This window comes from Azomonas macrocytogenes (assembly GCF_014191985.1).
GTDB classification, from domain to species: Bacteria; Pseudomonadota; Gammaproteobacteria; order Pseudomonadales; family Pseudomonadaceae; genus Azomonas; species Azomonas macrocytogenes.
Window position 1 is genome coordinate 52136 of sequence record NZ_JACHXI010000007.1, and the last position, 15072, is coordinate 67207.

The following is a 15072-nucleotide window of genomic DNA, read 5'->3' on the forward strand; positions in this document are numbered from 1 at the left end:
AAATTCTAAAAAATTGACACGTACTGGTTGCCCATACAGTACGGGTTGCTTTCGGGTAGAGAGACTTCAGCATGCGCCGCTTAAGACCTGGATTTCTGACGCGCCAATTTCATGGACCGGTGATGTTCTCAGAGTCGGGTTGGCGTTGGTGGTTGCTTGACGAAGCTGCCAAGCAACCCGCTCGAATGCTTGATCGATTCCTTTGGAAGAAAGAAGCCGACGGAATCACTTTATTAAGCGAAAAAGCGCTTAAAGCCCGGCGCGCTTACCGGCTTGCGCTAAGCGATTGCTCGGGAACTTCACTGTATTTTGCCAAGCAGATGGCGTTGGTATCGCGCAAGCGTCTTGGGGGACTGCTGGGTGGCAGCAACTTGTTGGTTGGATTCAACCATGGCACGGCGGAGCTGGCTCACAATCTGGCTTTGCATGAGCGAACGATTCATGGGGTCCAGACTTTTGCGTTCGGCGAATACTTTCGATACGGCCTTCCCGTCCAGCAGATCTTGTTGCAAGAGTATCTGACGGATTGGCAGCCTTTCGATGCCGTCTGGCGTGAATCCGGCGATGCAGCGTCGCGCGAGGTTCTGTTACGGAAGCTGGCCGACATGCTCGAAGCCTTTCGCGATGCGCGTATTCAGCACCTGGACCTTCATCCTTGCAATGTTCTGGTTTCGCCTGTTCCTGAGGCACCGCTGCGGGCCATCGATTGCGGCAAGATGAGTGCGCAGGCCGACCCTGCCATTTCGGCGGCATTGCACCTTGGCGTATTTCTCTATGAGCTCAATGGCAAATGCATCGAGCCTCAGTTCGAGGTGAGTACCCAGAACGCCCAGAGGTTGTTTCGCGATCTCGTGGGTAACGAGCCAGGGTTCGCCACGGCTGAAGGGTTATTGTTGCTGTTGTTGCGTTATTCGACGAAAAGACCGTTTTCGCGGCGCCAACTTGTCCGGCATCGCCACGATGCACTCAATCTTGTGGCTCTGGAAAAGCGCTTGTGCAAGCTGACGAAAGGAAGATACGGGGTGGCATCGATCGACCCCTGACGTCTTGATGCAGTCAACGTTGCATGACAGTTCCCTGACTGTTCGACTTGGAGAGAAGCATGCTCATCCGCTTACGCAGCCTCTTGTGAATCGCGGAGAAAAGCAGGCCGGATCAAGCTCTCTGCGGTCGCGACAATGGCTTGCTCTCTCGCTGAAAGCCCACAACCAGACGGCTGCCAGTGGCCCTCGGCACAGTCCTGAGAGCCGTCTGCTCGAGCACGAAAGTGGAATGGATTATTGCGTTCAGATGTGCGCGATAACCTTCACGACGCAGCGCTGATCAATTCCTCGCTTTTCGCCCAAAGCTGTTTGGCCTTGTTAGCGTCGAGCGCATACGACTTTGCGCCGTCGGCAAACGGGTTGGGCGTATCATTGATTGGCGCGACCGCGGATAGTGTCCGCCGCCGTTCAATCACCAGCCAGCGAGAACCCCATGCCGTCATCGAGCATGACGCTGCGCCGGTAGCGGCTGGTCACACGCTGTTCATCGGCCATGGGGCACCCATCGTTTGGCGTGGTGATGCACCTATGTGGCCCTTGGCGAATGAAGCGTCGAGCAAGTGCAGTATTATTCGAGGTCTGGCTTAACTTCTTGCCCTGCATGACCTTTTTCACTACTGCACTGAAGCTTGACACCAGACATTTTTCAATGGGCTTTCTGGGACCAGACTTCGCCTCATTCTTGATCGGTACGTGGCTCTGCGGAATTGCCAGAGGGGACTGCCTGTTTACCAGCGAAGCCCAACTCGATGGGCGTCTTTATATAAAACAGCGCGATATCCTCTTGTTCCAGGCGGGCGAATAAGCGATTGCATTCATCCGCTGTCACAGCCAGCCGTACTTCGATTGGCTGGTCGGCCAGCTCGAAGAAGCATGCCGAATGCAGCTTGCCGATATGGCCGAAGCCTTCTATGCCGGCGGACAATGTAGCGCCGCGCAGACCCAATTCCTTGGCTAGCTTGATTAGCCAGTCACCGAGCATGTGCCCGTGATGCTGGCGGTTCTGTTGGGTAAAGAAAATCACTAGATAGCCTTGCATGACGATTCTCCTTCAGCGCCCATTGAGCAGTTGAAAAGTGAGTAACCCGGCGGCTGTCATTGCCAGTGAGCCGGTGACATGCAGGAAAATGGCGGCTATGGCCCAACCGAGCCGTCCTTGTTGAATCAGCGTCAAGGTTTCTGCCGAGAACGTCGAAAAGGTTGTCAGCCCTCCGCAGAAGCCGGTAATCAGAAACAGGCGCCATTCTTCACTAAGATTAGGCGTCACCGCAAAGAAGGCAATGGCCAGGCCGATGATATAGCCGCCGATCATGTTGGCCGCCACGGTACCGGGCGGAATGCTGGGAAACAGCGAGTTCAACTTGAGGCCCAACGCCCAGCGTAACCAGGCACCGAGCGTCGCGCCCAGGGCGATGGCGAGCAATGATTTCAGCATGACTACAGGCCCTCCGCACGTCCAGTGAAGTGGGTAGCGACGGAGCGATAAGTGTTTGGCGAGCGGAAAAGTTGGTAGAAGAAAGTCATGATCCTGTCCTTGTAGGATTGGACAGGACGCAAACCTACGTGCCCTGTCCAGGGTTCACGTAGGCATCATCAGCCCCAGGGGCGGTTAAAGGAGGAATGCCATCTCCACTCGCAAATTTTAACCAAGAGCCATCGTGATAACCACTGCCTGGAAGCCATTGCGCCAGCTTAACGGCTTTTCCGAATGCTGCGAGCTCGCATAAAAATGTACAGAGAGGGTAAAGGCCCGAACTATTGCATGGGTTTGTGCTTCTATTGATAGACCAATCTGTCATAAAAATAGGTGATCCATGCTCAAGCCCCTGTACGTTGCACTGCTGGCCTGCCTGGCAACTCCCTTGGCAATGGCTGCTGACCATTCATCCCACGACGGCAAGCATATGGCTCCACCCGCGGCAGCCTATACGGCTTGTGAAGGCAAAGCTGCTGGTGACAAGGTTTCCATATCTAGCCCGGATGGCAAGACCATGTCTGCGACCTGCCATGACGTAGATGGCAAGCTGGCCGCAATGCCCGAGCGCAAGCGCATGGCTCCATCAGCAGCGGCTGTCGAGGCTTGTAGCGGCAAGAGCGCTGGCGACACGGCTTCCTTCAAGGGGCCGGACGGCAAAAGCTTCTCCGGTACGTGCCGCGCAGTGGATGGCAAGCTGGCTGTGATGCCCGAGCATAAGGGCGGCAAGCACAGTCAAGGCGAAGACCACTAAGCTGTTTGCCGGCCACACCACCCAGGTGGCGGCCGGCGATTGCTCTATTCGATAGCGTTGGAGGTCGAGGCTGGGGTATCGACCAATAGGGGCGTTAATCAGAAATAGATCGAAAAATTTTAAATTGGTTTTTTTATATATTTCACATGCCAACATCGCGAATTGCATAATTTTTTAGCAATCGAGGCGATGGGTATGGCAGATGCTCAATAAAGGTTTATCTCCGACTGACAGACATTCCCATAGCGCATCTGCGGTATTGGGGATGGTGCTGCCGGTGGATACACTCCTCTACTTGCTGTTGCCTCTGTATGCGGCACAATTTGGTGTCACGATTGCCGAGGCGGGAGTGTTATTAGCCGCCAATCGTCTGGTTCGTATTGCCGGTTACGGCTGGGTGGCAAGGTTTTATGCCCGTCAAGGTGATCGCCTCACTTGCACATTGGCAGTAGCCGTCGCGGCTATATGTGCCATCGGTCATGCCACGCTCTCGAATTTTTGGATGCTGCTTCCACTTCGACTGCTTTGGGGGCTTTCTTATGCTGCGCTCAATCTTTCGACCCAGGTGCTGGCTACGGCTGAGTTGGATGGCGCCGCACGTCGAACCGGTAGGTCAAGAGCCATCATCGCCATGGGGCCAGCCTTGGCCCTGCCTATAGGAGCAGTTCTTGCTGAAGCGTTTGGACCTCGAAGCATTTTTGTTCTGCTCGCTGGTATCTCGCTGATTGCCTTGGTGGTCACACGGGAATTGCCTTCTGCTCCGCATCCTGTTCCGCAGCAAGCTCGCGGTTTTCGTATCCCTAACAGCTTGGATACATGGTCATTTTTAGAAGGCTTGACGCTAGACGGCTTGTTCATTATTGGGCTGTCTTATCTAGGCAGGGACTCGCTGCCTGGTGGAGCTGTAGTGGCCGTCGGTCTCTTGCTCGCCATGCGCTACCTTGGCGAAATGCTGTTGAGTCCGGCGGGTGGCCGATTGGCCGAGCTATTTGGCCCCGAGAAAGTCCTGGTCACTCTGTCTCTGCTGACCAGCATTGCGCTGATCGGGTTTGGTGCTGGCTGGCTTTGGGGCTGCGCAGCGAGCATCGTGATATTGCGCTCGCTGCAATTACCCTTGATGGCTCCTATCGTAGCTCGTCGTACTTCTGGCCCAGGGAGAGTCCAGGCGCTCGCGTCGCGCGCTACGTGGCGTGATATCGGGGCAGGAGCAGGCCCAATACTTGCGGGAGCGCTACTTCCCGTGGTTTCTCCTGTGCTGATTTACAGCGTCTCGGCTTTGCTACTGGCATGCGCAGCGCTTGCATGCGTGAGTCCTTTCGTAAATCCAGATAGAAATTCTATTTCTCCCTGATAGTAGGGGCTGTTGACGTTTTGCAATGCCCCGACTCACGCGCAATGCAATATGGCCGCTACATCAAGGCTCATCAGCCCAGTGCGGGTGCTGACAGTGACGAGCCGCAAGCCGTTGGGAAAAGCCGCGCAGGGCAGGTCCCGAAGATTCATCGATTCAAGGCAAAAGTTTCAAATATGGATATATCAATAAATTCCTTTCAAGAACAATACTTGACGGATAACACTGGATTTGACAGCAGAAAGACAGCTTTTGTCGTCATTTTCTAGCATTTATTCCATTTATTCAAAATTGGTGTTTCATGACTTTGACTATAAAAAATGTGCTTGCCGTTCTTGGCCTATCAAGTTTCCTTGCCACTGCAGGTGCCGCTACCCCCAGTCCGATACATGAATCGCCATCTTCGAGAGTCGAGGCCGTTGATTACACCATTCCAGGTGCTGATGCTGGATTGAAAATTTTCCTGAGAAACAAGCATGATCCTGAAAAAAATCAGTTCAATGCTTCGAAAACAGTACTTTTTGTGCACGGTGCCAGTCAGCCAGCGGAAACCGTATTTGACATAGCAGTGGGCAAAGGATCCTGGGCAGACACCCTGGTCGAGGATGGATTCGACGTCTGGCTCGTGGATGTACGCGGATATGGTCGTTCCGGTGTGCCTGATGACGTGGCCAAGGCGGGAGAGAATAGCGCTCCGTTCGCTACGACCCAGCAAGCCGTGGCAGATATCGCCTCTGCCATCGATTTCATTCGCACTCATCGCCATGTTGACAGCGTCAACCTGATAGCCTGGTCCTGGGGCACAGTGATCACGGGTTCCTATGCGGCAGCGCATGTCGATGCCGTTCAGAGCCTGACTTTGCTGGGTCCAGTCTGGCCGCGCTCCCCATCGTCCACTCAACCATCGTCCCAGCTTGGTCCATGGGCTTACTGGACGTTTGAGGATTCGCTCAATAAGCTTCAGAACGGTGCACCACAGAATGAACGCGCCAACCTTTTTCCTGCGCAGGATCGTGATGTCTGGGAAAAGGCATTGCTGGCTTCCCAACCAGCGGCAGCCAAGTCCAGCCCCGCCAAATTCAGGTCGCCGACGGGCGTAGTGGCCGACGCCCGGGAATACTGGGGAGCCGGAAAGCTTCCTTATAACCCAGAAGATATTCGAGTTCCCACATTCATTGTGGTTGGTCAATGGGATGCGGTGACGCCGCCATCCGGCGCCGATGCCCTTTACCTGGCTCTCAAAAACTCTCCGCTTCGGTCCTCTCTTCATATTCCACGAGCCACTCATTTCGTGGCCGTGGAGACAGGGCGGGATATTTTGATCCCTGCAGTGCAGAACTTCATTGCTGAAGCTAGCACCGCGGCCAGGCTGGAAGGAGTCAGGCGCTAACAGTCCATGTCATCATCAATTGAGGTTATCTGGTTGCATCGTCAGTGGTCCTGTTCACGGGCTGCAAGTGGTGATTCGAAACATTGCCGATGTTGAATCAAGGGGTGTTTCTGCTTTTCATCCTGCGCGGCTTTCAATCACGCTGGAATTTCAAATCCCATACTCCATGCCCCAGCCGTTCACCTCGGCGTTCGAATTTGGTGATGGGGCGCTCTGGCGGACGAGGCACATAGCATCCGTCTTCGGCCAGGTTGCGATAGCCCGGTGCGGCATTCATCACCTCAAGCATGTGTTCGGCATAAGGCAGCCAGTCAGTGGCCATATGCAGCACACCGCCGCTCTTCAGTTTTAGTCGCACCAGTTCGGCGAAGGCCGGTTGGACGATACGGCGTTTGTGGTGGCGACTTTTGTGCCAGGGGTCGGGAAAGAACAACAGCACTCGATCCAGGGTGGCATCGGGCACGCATTCGCGCAGTACGTCCAAGGCATCACAGCTGTAAATGCGTAGATTGGTCAATTCCTGCACCAGCATGCCACTGAGTAGCGCTCCTACGCCGGGCTTGTGTACCTCGACGCCAATGAAGTCTTCATGCGGTGCGTTGGCCGCCATTTCCAGGGTGGAATGCCCCATGCCGAAACCGATTTCGAACGTGCGTGGTGCCTGGCGTCCGAAGATTTGGTCGAAATCGCACAGGCCGTCGGTTGGTTCCAGGCCGAAGCGGGGCCAGCCCTGTTCGAGGCCGCGCTGCTGGCCTTCTGTCACGCGTCCAGCACGCATGACAAAGCTCTTGATGGTGCGCAGGCGCGGTGTATCTTGCCCGGCGGTTTGTGAAACGTCGCTCATGAAAGACCTTTTGTATATCGACAGAAAAAAGGCCGGGCGCACAATTCGCCCGGCCTCTGGGGCCATCAGCCCGGATTATCGGATCAAGCCTTCCAACGGCGACGAGGCACTGGCGTAGAGTTTCTTCGGCATGCGCCCGGCCAGGTAGGCCAGGCGTCCGGCCTCGATGGCGTGCTGCATGGCACGGGCCATCAGTACCGGGTTCTGGGCATGGGCGATGGCGCTGTTCATCAATACTGCCTCGCAACCCAGTTCCATGGCGATGGTGGCATCGGATGCCGTACCTACACCGGCATCCACCAGCACCGGCACCTTGGCTTCTTCAAGGATGATGCGCAGGTTGTAAGGGTTGCAGATGCCCAGGCCCGTGCCGATCAGACCGGCCAGCGGCATCACGGCGATACAGCCGGTTTCCGCCAACTGGCGCGCGATGATCGGGTCGTCGCTGGTATAGACCATCACGTCGAAGCCGTCCTTGACCAATACTTCGGCAGCCTTGAGGGTCTCGATCACATTGGGGAACAGGGTCTTCTGGTCGGCCAGCACTTCCAGTTTGACCAACTTGTGGCCGTCGAGCAGCTCGCGTGCCAGGCGGCAGGTCCGCACCGCTTCCTCGGCGTTATAGCAACCAGCGGTGTTGGGCAGGATGGTATAGCGCGCAGGGTCGATCACTTCCAGCAGGTTTGGCTCGCCGGGATTCTGCCCGATGTTCGTGCGGCGCACGGCGACGGTGACGATTTCCGCGCCCGAGGCTTCGATGGCCAGGCGGGTTTGCTCGAGATCCTTGTACTTACCGGTACCGATCAGCAGGCGTGACGCAAAGGTACGGCCAGCCAAGGTGAAGGGCTTATCGATGGGGGCAGAAGACATGGGCGATTCCTCGTGGTCGGGAATGGACAGGCGAAAGTTCGCCGGGCGGTCAGGTAAGCAAGGTGCTGACGTAGCGGAACCGGCTAGCCGCCACCGATGGCGTGTACTACTTCGATTCGATCACCTTCGGACAGCCGAGTATCGGCATACTGGCTACGCGGGACGATTTCCAGGTTCAGCTCGACCGCCACGCGGCGTCCGCCCAATTCCATGCGTTCGAGCAGATCGGCCAGCGTCTGGTCGGCGTGCAACTCGTAGGGCTCGCCATTCAACTGGATGTGCATGCTGATCGTCATCGTTGCGAAAGGGCTTTCATTCTAGCCCTAAGCCGACGCCCGACCAAGCCATGCCCGTGCGCTTGGTCAGGCCAGGCGCCAGGCTGCCAGCCCCAGGCACAGCCAGCCGGCCATGAAGGCCAGACCGCCGATCGGCGTGACGATCCCAAGTTTGCCGACGCCGGTCATGGTCAGCAGATAGAGACTGCCGGAAAACAGCAGGATACCCGCGCAGAACAGGCTTCCCGACCAGGCCAGCAGTGCTGTGGGTGTGCGTTGTACCGCCACGGCGATACCAAGCAGCGCCAGGGCGTGAATCTGCTGATAGTGTACCGCTGTCTGGAAAATCGCCAGGTACTCTGGGGTAAGCTTGTCCTTCAGGCCATGGGCCCCGAAAGCCCCCAGGGCGACACCGGTGAAACCGAAGAAAGCAGCGAGTAGCAAAAAGGAACGGACCATTGGCACTCCAAAGCGCAGAGAAGGTGAAAATGATCTCCGAGTCTACCGACCGGACGTACGGTTGCGGACTACCGATGATGCCGCAATCGATCGGCGGGGAGCTGTCCATATTCTTTTTCTCGTGTGCCTGAACCATGCCTGCCATGTTTCGATCCCGACTGTTTCGAGGCTTTTGCCTGCTGTTGCTGTGCCTGATAGCTTTGTCCGTACTGCTGGTACTGCCGTTGCGCTGGCTTGCGCCGCCGGTAACCGCCTTGATGATCGAGCGCAAGATCGAATCCTGGATCGAGAGGAAACCCATCGATATCGAGCATATCTGGCGTCCCTGGAGCGAATTACCCGACGACTTGAAGATGGCGGTGATTGCTGCCGAGGATCAGAAATTCCTCGATCACCGGGGGTTCGATACGGATGCGATCCGCGCGGCTTTCAACCATAACGAGCAGGGTGGTTCGCTGCGTGGCGCCAGTACCCTCAGCCAGCAGGTGGCCAAGAATCTGTTTCTGTGGTCCGGCCGTAGCTGGCTGCGCAAGGGAATCGAAGCCTGGTTCACCCTGTTGATCGAACTGTTCTGGTCCAAGCAGCGAATTCTTGAAATCTATCTCAACAGCGTCGAATGGGATGTCGGTATTTTCGGTGCCCAAGCTGCGGCCAGGCATCACTTCAGCGTTGATGCCAGCGCCTTGTCCAGCCGTCAGGCCAGTTTGCTGGCCGCCGTGCTACCTAATCCGCGAGTCTGGAGCGCCGGACATCCCAGTACCTATGTCAATTCGCGCGCCGCCTGGATTCGCCAGCAGGTACAGCAACTTGGCGGTAATCGATTTATTGACCGTCTGGACAACTAACGAAAATATGCGGATAGTCCCAAGCCAAGTCAAGGTAACGGCAGGTTACCTGGTCGATAATCGTCAGCACGAAGTATCGGTTGTATTTGTAATTGGACATGAAAAAAATACATACGAAGCTGTTGGTCCTGTGTCTGGTTTATTGCGTGCTGGCACTCTTATGGGTTTTCTCGACTGATCTTCTACTGCAGCGCCTGCTGAAAAACGCTTTCGATATCCATACGCTTCAGGTCATCGGGAGTTGCACTTCCGTCCTGTTCACGGCTCTACTGCTGTACGTGGTGGGGCGATGTCATGCATCGCGCATGGAGCACCAGCGCAAAGCCCGTTCCCTGCAGGAAATCTATCTGCGCAATGCTGCGGCGATATTCGAATCCACCCTGGAAGGGGTGATTGTTACTGATGCCGAGCGCCACATTACCCATATCAATCCCGCGCTCGGCCATATTACCGGTTATGCAGAAAGTGAAGTCTTGGGACGAACTCCGAGCTTGTTTTCCTCGGGCCTGCACAACAGTGATTTTTACCAGGATATGTGGCATGCCCTCAGCGAACGGCGGTTCTGGAGCGGGGAAATATGGAACCGCCGCAAAAGCGGCGAGCTTTATGCGCAATGGCAGACTATCCGCGCCGTCTATGACGACAACGACCGGCTTACCCATTACATCGGGGTATTTTCCGATGTCACCTTGCTCAAGCGCTCCCGCGAGGATCTGGCTTATCTGACCCATTACGATCAACTACTGGATCTGCCCAACCGCCTGCTGTTTCTCGAACTGGCAAAACAACAGCTGGAGCGATCGCTGACGATGGACAGCAAAGCTGGCGGTGCCTTGCTACTGATCGATCTCGATCACTTCAAAAACATCAATGAGAGCCTCGGGCACAACACCGGCGATGCCTTGTTGAAGGAATTCGCTGCTCGCCTGCATCGCTGCCAGAGCAACGGCATGGTGCTCGCCCGGCTCGATGGCGACGAATTGGCTCTGCTGGTCGAGCAGTGTTCGGCCGAGCGTGCAGCAGCCCTGGCCCAGCGAATTCTTGCCGATCTGAATCAGGTATTCATCCTGCAGGAACAGGAGCTTTTCATCAGCGCCAGTATCGGTATCGCCTTTTATCCATACGATGCGCAAAATATCGAACAACTGTTGCGCAATGCCGACTCGGCACTCTTCAAGGCCAAAGCCAACGGCCGCTCGACCTATGCTTTCTACAGCCAGGAACTTACCAGTCAGGCCTGCGAACGCGTTCAACTGGCCACCTCCCTGCGTCAGGCGCTGGAACAGCAGCAACTGGTTCCCTATTACCAGCCGATCCATGACCTGAAAAGCGGGGAAATCGTCGGCTTCGAAGCCCTGGCACGCTGGCAGCACCCCGAACAGGGTTTGATATCGCCAGCACGCTTCATTCCGGTAGCCGAGGAAACTGGGCTGATCGCCGCCATCGATCGGAGAATTCTGGAGCAGGCCTGTCGTCAGACACAGGCATGGCTGAATGAAGGGCGGAACCTGTGTTTTATTTCGGTGAATATTTCCAGCCGTCTGTTTCATCGCGGCGAGCTGGATATCCAGGTGGCCAAGATTCTGGCCCGGACCGGTCTACCAGCGCACCGATTGATCCTGGAAATCACCGAGAGCGCGGTGATGGAAGACGCCGAAGGCGCCATGATCCAATTGGATCGCCTGCGTAAGCTTGGGGTCTCCCTGGCGATAGACGATTTCGGCACAGGCTATTCCTCACTGCAGCGCCTCAAGCGCATGAACGTCCACAAACTCAAACTGGATCAGGGGTTCGTCAAGGGCCTGCCGCACGATGCCGGCAATGTCGCGATCACCCGCTCGGTCATCACCCTGGCCCACAATCTCGGCCTGCGCGTGGTCGCCGAGGGCATCGAACTCCCCGAGCAGGCGGCCTTTCTGCTCGAACATCATTGCGATCTTGGTCAGGGTTACGGTTTTGGGCGGCCGCAACCGGCGGTGAATATCGTCTGGCAGTCGACCGCAAGCATGCAGTACGGACAATCGGCCATGGCCGCAAGACCGGCGGTCGACAGGCTACCCAAGCGTTCTGCGCAGGTCCATACGCAATAGCCGTAAGCTCAACGGCACTTGTTATACGAGCGGGATTCCTTCGACACTATCTGTATCCATACTTGGATAGATCCCGCTTTCGCCATAACGATGCCGACTATGAGCAAGTCCCGCAAGAGTACTTTTCGCCAACTATTCAGCCTGCGCAACGCAACGGCCTGGCTCGTGCTCGTACTCACGTTACTCGTGCAGTTGGCGTTTCAACTGAACCTGCGCCTCCAGCGGGAAGAGGTCGCCAGGCGACAGTTCGAGGTACTGTCTGACAAGGTGATCGACTCCATTGGCAAGCGCTTGGGGACCTATGAACAGATTCTGCTCGGTGCCGCCGGCCTGTTCGATGCCGTACCTCATATCGGGTGGAATCAGTTTCACACCTATGTCGAACGGCTGCAGCTGGACAAGAACTACCCTGGCATCCAGCGCATGGGGTTCAGTCAGCGCGTACTTCCCGCCGAGCGGGAAACGTTCGTTGCCAGAACCCGTATCAGTGGTGGTATAGCTGATTTTGATATTCACCCTGCCGGCGAGCGCCCGTTCTACACTGCCATCACTTACTTGGAGCCTGCCCAGAATAGAAGCGTGAATGCTTTCGGCTACGATATGTACGCCGAACCGACACGCCGTGAGGCCATGCGCCGCGCTTTGGAAACGGGCCGGACCAGCATCACCGACAAACTCACCCTGCTCAACCCTGTAGACAGGACGCAGGCGGGGCTTATCCTTTATTTGCCTATTTATGCGCTCGGTCGGCCCTTGCAGACTTCACGTGAGCGAGAAGAGGCATTGCAGGGATTCATGTTCAGCTCATATCGGGTCGGTGACCTGATGCAGGATATCAGTGGTGCTGCCGGTCTGAGTCTCGACCTGATCATTTATGCCGGAACCCTGGAAGATCCGCTGAAGAAGATTTTCGATACGCGTATCGGCAACGCCTCTAATCGGCAGGCCCAGTTTTCGATAGCCCGCACGCTGGATGTCTATGGCACGGTCTGGACCCTGCGCCTGGCCAGTCTGCCGGGATTCGAATCCGGCCTCGCCATGTACGATCCGCTGATTGCATTTCTGGGTGGCACCCTCAGCCTACTGCTGTTCTGCCTGATCTTTGCCCTCACATCCCGGCATCAGCGAGCCGAAGCCATGGCGCTACGCATGACGGAAGACATCCGCCAGAATCGTCAAGCGCTGCGTCAAAGCAAAGAACGCCTGGCTCTGGCCCTGAAGGGTAGCGACGATGGCCTCTGGGATGCCAACTTGCAGACTGAAAACTTCTACGCCTCGCCACGTGCCTGGCAGATGCTCGGTTTCCAGCCAGACGAACTGACGTTCCAGACCAGACTCTGGGAAAAAATGGTGACAACGGACGACCTGCCCAAGGCCAAGACGAAACTGAGCGAAATACTGCGCTCCGGACAACAGCACTTCACTACCGAATTTCCATTGCGTCGCAAGCAGGGCGATACGCTGCCGATTCTTTTACGCGGATACATCCTGCGTGACGAGAATGGCAAGGCTGTACGCCTGAGCGGCACTATGATGGATCTGACCGAGCGCAAGCGCGTGGAACGCATGAAACAAGAATTCGTTTCCACCGTCAGCCACGAATTGCGCACGCCGCTGACTTCCATTTACGGTGCCCTGGGCCTGGTCACCAGCGGTACGCTTGGTGAGATCCCTCAGGAGATACAGCCTTTGCTGGAGATCGCCTATCAAAACAGCATACGTCTGACGCATCTGATCAACGATCTGCTGGATATGGAAAAGATGGATGCTGGCAAGCTCTCCCTCGAATTAACCCAGCAACAGCTATTGCCTCTGATCGAGGAAACGCTGAAGAACACCTATTCGTTTGCTGAACAGCATGGCGTCCACTTCAGTTTCGACAATGAATTGCCCGACTCCACTGTCCAGGTGGTGGTCGATACCCTGCGCTTGCAACAGGTATTGTCGAATCTGCTGTCCAATGCCATCAAGAACTCGCCAACTGCCGGCGTGGTACGCATAGCCTGCAGCATCGGTACGACCCGAGCCAGCCGGGTCAGGATCAGTGTGACCGACCAGGGGGCGGGTATTCCTGAAGAGTTCATCGACCGGATCTTCACGCGCTTTGCCCAGGCCGATGGCTCGGCCAGTCGTCAGAAAAGTGGAACCGGACTTGGCCTGGCCATCAGCAAGGAGCTCGTCGAACGCATGGGCGGCGCTATCGGTTTCGATACGGCACCAAGTCGGGGCACGACATTCTGGTTCGAGCTACCCATCCAGAACCATACCCGCGATGGCGATCAGGGACGTGCTCGGTTCCTGATTGTGGAGGACGAGCCGGATACCGGTCGGCTGCTGCACCTGATGCTCGGTAACGCCGGTTATGCGGTGGATCGGGTCCAGAGCCTCAGCCTGGCCCGGGAACGGCTCACCCAGGAAACCTACCTGGCCATGACACTGGACCTGCACCTACCGGACGGCAATGGCAAAGAGTTGATCGAGGAAATCCGTGCCAACCCGCTAATCAGTACCTTACCCATCGTCATCATCTCGGCGGATATCGGTGATTTGCCAATGGCTGACCGCTACATCGCCGCGCTGCACAAGCCGATCAGCGATGCACAACTGCTCAAGGCCCTGGACAAGGTACTGAAAGGCATCTAAGCATACTGGCAACGCAAAACGAAAAAGGCCCGGCATATGATGCCGGGCCCTCCTGATTTCATGAACTGGCCGATCAAGCCTGGATCGAACCCTTGAGCTTGTTCAGCGCATTTTTTTCCAGCTGACGAATCCGCTCGGCGGATACATGGTACTTGGCTGCCAGCTCATGCAAGGTCGCCTTGTCCTCGGCCAGCCAGCGTTGCTGCAGGATATCCCGGCTACGCTCGTCCAGTTCTTCGAGAGCCTCGTGCAGATTGTTGCTGGAGCTGTCACTCCAGTCCGCATCTTCGAGTTGACGGGCCGGATCGTAGCGGCTGTCTTCCAGATAATGCGCCGGCGACTGATAAGCGCTGTCGTCATCGGCATCGGTGGCCGGATCGAAGGCCATGTCCTGGCCGGTCAGCCGGCTTTCCATTTCACGCACTTCCTTGGGGTCGACCCCAAGAGTTTCGGCGACGGCATTCACTTCATCATTGTTCAGCCAGGCCAGGCGCTTTTTCTGGCTGCGCAGGTTGAAAAACAGCTTACGTTGCGACTTGGTGGTCGCCACCTTCACGATGCGCCAGTTGCGCAAGATGAATTCGTGGATTTCGGCACGAATCCAGTGCACAGCGAAGGAAACCAGGCGTACCCCCATCTCTGGGTTGAAACGCTTGACCGCTTTCATCAGCCCGACGTTACCTTCCTGGATCAGGTCGGCCTGGGCCAGTCCGTAACCCGAATAGGTACGGGCGATATGAACGACAAAGCGCAAGTGAGCCAGCACCAGTTGCCGGGCGGCGTCGAGATCCTGATGGTAGAAGAGTCGATCCGCCAGCCCGCGCTCCTGCTCGACAGATAACAGCGGAAGGCTGTTTACCGTGTGCATGTAAGCGTCCAGGTTGGCACCCGGAACCAAAGCCTGAACAGGTTGCAGAGACATTGTCATGCGATTCCTCCAGCATGCGAGTGCATGTACGGCACTTCGCAATAAGACTTCAAATTCGAAGAAGAGTTCAAAAAATACCAGTTAACTCATTGTTTTTGTTTTAGAT

The 15072-nt window shown here is 56.3% G+C and carries 15 protein-coding genes, 1 pseudogene and 1 riboswitch; of the genes and pseudogenes, 8 read left to right on the plus strand and 8 right to left on the minus strand.

All coding sequences use genetic code 11. The features are described 5' to 3' along the window. The first annotated feature begins 185 nt into the window (after nt 1-185). Nucleotides 186-1043: a lipopolysaccharide kinase InaA family protein gene (locus tag FHR87_RS08870; protein WP_246335907.1), complete on the plus strand. Its 858-nt coding sequence runs from the start codon at nt 186-188 to the stop codon at nt 1041-1043. 408 nt (nt 1044-1451) lie between these two features. Here FHR87_RS08870 and FHR87_RS08875 read toward each other — a convergent pair whose 3' ends face one another. The 3 genes from FHR87_RS08875 to crcB are packed head-to-tail and all read right to left on the minus strand — an operon-like array spanning nt 1452 to nt 2478. Then, complete coding sequence (locus FHR87_RS08875; RefSeq protein ID WP_183166368.1) at nt 1452-1679, minus strand: hypothetical protein; 228 nt, start codon at nt 1677-1679, stop codon at nt 1452-1454. Nucleotides 1680-1719: 40 nt separating this feature from the next. Further along, complete coding sequence (locus FHR87_RS08880) at nt 1720-2082, minus strand: DUF190 domain-containing protein (RefSeq protein WP_183166369.1); 363 nt, start codon at nt 2080-2082, stop codon at nt 1720-1722. A gap of 12 nt (nt 2083-2094) precedes the next feature. After that, complete coding sequence (gene crcB / locus FHR87_RS08885; RefSeq protein ID WP_183166370.1) at nt 2095-2478, minus strand: fluoride efflux transporter CrcB; 384 nt, start codon at nt 2476-2478, stop codon at nt 2095-2097. Between the two features lie 142 nt (nt 2479-2620). After that, nucleotides 2621-2683: riboswitch (Fluoride riboswitch) on the minus strand. A gap of 174 nt (nt 2684-2857) precedes the next feature. Between crcB and FHR87_RS08890 the strand changes: the two genes are divergently transcribed. The 4 genes and pseudogenes from FHR87_RS08890 (at nt 2858) to FHR87_RS08900 (ending at nt 6012) form a co-directional block, all read left to right on the plus strand. Next, the gene (locus tag FHR87_RS08890; protein WP_183166371.1) at nt 2858-3271 is read left to right on the plus strand and encodes a hypothetical protein; all 414 of its coding nucleotides are present in this window, start codon (nt 2858-2860) and stop codon (nt 3269-3271) included. A 202-nt stretch (nt 3272-3473) separates the two neighbouring features. Next, nucleotides 3474-4622, plus strand: coding sequence for an MFS transporter (locus FHR87_RS08895; RefSeq protein WP_183166372.1), 1149 nt, complete (start codon nt 3474-3476; stop codon nt 4620-4622). 53 nt (nt 4623-4675) lie between these two features. Further along, a pseudogene (locus FHR87_RS19170) lies at nt 4676-4774 on the plus strand (IS5/IS1182 family transposase); the annotation flags it as partial. A 149-nt stretch (nt 4775-4923) separates the two neighbouring features. After that, nucleotides 4924-6012: an alpha/beta hydrolase gene (locus tag FHR87_RS08900; protein WP_246335915.1), complete on the plus strand. Its 1089-nt coding sequence runs from the start codon at nt 4924-4926 to the stop codon at nt 6010-6012. Nucleotides 6013-6145: 133 nt separating this feature from the next. Here the strand turns inward: FHR87_RS08900 and trmB are convergent, their stop codons facing one another. The 4 genes from trmB to FHR87_RS08920 all read right to left on the minus strand — a co-directional run bounded on the left by trmB (nt 6146) and on the right by FHR87_RS08920 (nt 8460). Next, nucleotides 6146-6856, minus strand: coding sequence for a tRNA (guanosine(46)-N7)-methyltransferase TrmB (trmB, locus tag FHR87_RS08905; protein WP_183166374.1), 711 nt, complete (start codon nt 6854-6856; stop codon nt 6146-6148). Between the two features lie 75 nt (nt 6857-6931). Continuing rightward, nucleotides 6932-7726, minus strand: a complete 795-nt coding sequence (locus FHR87_RS08910) for a thiazole synthase (RefSeq protein ID WP_183166375.1) — start codon at nt 7724-7726, stop codon at nt 6932-6934. Nucleotides 7727-7809: 83 nt separating this feature from the next. Further along, on the minus strand, nt 7810-8010 hold the full coding sequence (gene thiS, locus FHR87_RS08915; protein WP_183166376.1) for a sulfur carrier protein ThiS: 201 nt from the start codon (nt 8008-8010) through the stop codon (nt 7810-7812). Nucleotides 8011-8088: 78 nt separating this feature from the next. Further along, nucleotides 8089-8460 (minus strand): DUF423 domain-containing protein, encoded by a 372-nt coding sequence (locus tag FHR87_RS08920; protein ID WP_183166377.1) that lies wholly within the window; start codon nt 8458-8460, stop codon nt 8089-8091. A gap of 143 nt (nt 8461-8603) precedes the next feature. Here FHR87_RS08920 and mtgA point away from each other — a divergent pair, with 143 nt between their 5' ends. The 3 genes from mtgA to FHR87_RS08935 all read left to right on the plus strand — a co-directional run bounded on the left by mtgA (nt 8604) and on the right by FHR87_RS08935 (nt 14038). After that, complete coding sequence (gene mtgA, locus FHR87_RS08925) at nt 8604-9305, plus strand: monofunctional biosynthetic peptidoglycan transglycosylase (protein ID WP_183166378.1); 702 nt, start codon at nt 8604-8606, stop codon at nt 9303-9305. A 107-nt stretch (nt 9306-9412) separates the two neighbouring features. Continuing rightward, complete coding sequence (locus FHR87_RS08930; RefSeq protein WP_183166467.1) at nt 9413-11395, plus strand: EAL domain-containing protein; 1983 nt, start codon at nt 9413-9415, stop codon at nt 11393-11395. Nucleotides 11396-11494: 99 nt separating this feature from the next. Then, nucleotides 11495-14038, plus strand: a complete 2544-nt coding sequence (locus FHR87_RS08935; RefSeq protein ID WP_246335925.1) for a hybrid sensor histidine kinase/response regulator — start codon at nt 11495-11497, stop codon at nt 14036-14038. A 73-nt stretch (nt 14039-14111) separates the two neighbouring features. On the opposite strand, the gene rpoH is transcribed toward FHR87_RS08935, so the two are convergent. Continuing rightward, complete coding sequence (gene rpoH, locus FHR87_RS08940; protein ID WP_183166380.1) at nt 14112-14966, minus strand: RNA polymerase sigma factor RpoH; 855 nt, start codon at nt 14964-14966, stop codon at nt 14112-14114. Nucleotides 14967-15072: the final 106 nt, after the last annotated feature.

What these genes read in the sequence shown, in the direction of transcription:
- thiS (WP_183166376.1), bottom strand. Translation starts at nt 8,010, where the DNA reads ATGCACATCCAGTTGAATGGCGAGCCCTACGAGTTGCACGCCGACCAG.
- FHR87_RS08890 (WP_183166371.1), top strand. Translation starts at nt 2,858, where the DNA reads ATGCTCAAGCCCCTGTACGTTGCACTGCTGGCCTGCCTGGCAACTCCC.
- FHR87_RS08870 (WP_246335907.1), top strand. Translation starts at nt 186, where the DNA reads ATGCTTGATCGATTCCTTTGGAAGAAAGAAGCCGACGGAATCACTTTA.
- mtgA (WP_183166378.1), top strand. Translation starts at nt 8,604, where the DNA reads ATGTTTCGATCCCGACTGTTTCGAGGCTTTTGCCTGCTGTTGCTGTGC.
- FHR87_RS08910 (WP_183166375.1), bottom strand. Translation starts at nt 7,726, where the DNA reads ATGTCTTCTGCCCCCATCGATAAGCCCTTCACCTTGGCTGGCCGTACC.
- FHR87_RS08880 (WP_183166369.1), bottom strand. Translation starts at nt 2,082, where the DNA reads ATGCAAGGCTATCTAGTGATTTTCTTTACCCAACAGAACCGCCAGCAT.
- FHR87_RS08935 (WP_246335925.1), top strand. Translation starts at nt 11,495, where the DNA reads ATGAGCAAGTCCCGCAAGAGTACTTTTCGCCAACTATTCAGCCTGCGC.
- FHR87_RS08900 (WP_246335915.1), top strand. Translation starts at nt 4,924, where the DNA reads ATGACTTTGACTATAAAAAATGTGCTTGCCGTTCTTGGCCTATCAAGT.
- FHR87_RS08895 (WP_183166372.1), top strand. Translation starts at nt 3,474, where the DNA reads ATGCTCAATAAAGGTTTATCTCCGACTGACAGACATTCCCATAGCGCA.
- rpoH (WP_183166380.1), bottom strand. Translation starts at nt 14,966, where the DNA reads ATGACAATGTCTCTGCAACCTGTTCAGGCTTTGGTTCCGGGTGCCAAC.
- trmB (WP_183166374.1), bottom strand. Translation starts at nt 6,856, where the DNA reads ATGAGCGACGTTTCACAAACCGCCGGGCAAGATACACCGCGCCTGCGC.
- crcB (WP_183166370.1), bottom strand. Translation starts at nt 2,478, where the DNA reads ATGCTGAAATCATTGCTCGCCATCGCCCTGGGCGCGACGCTCGGTGCC.
- FHR87_RS08920 (WP_183166377.1), bottom strand. Translation starts at nt 8,460, where the DNA reads ATGGTCCGTTCCTTTTTGCTACTCGCTGCTTTCTTCGGTTTCACCGGT.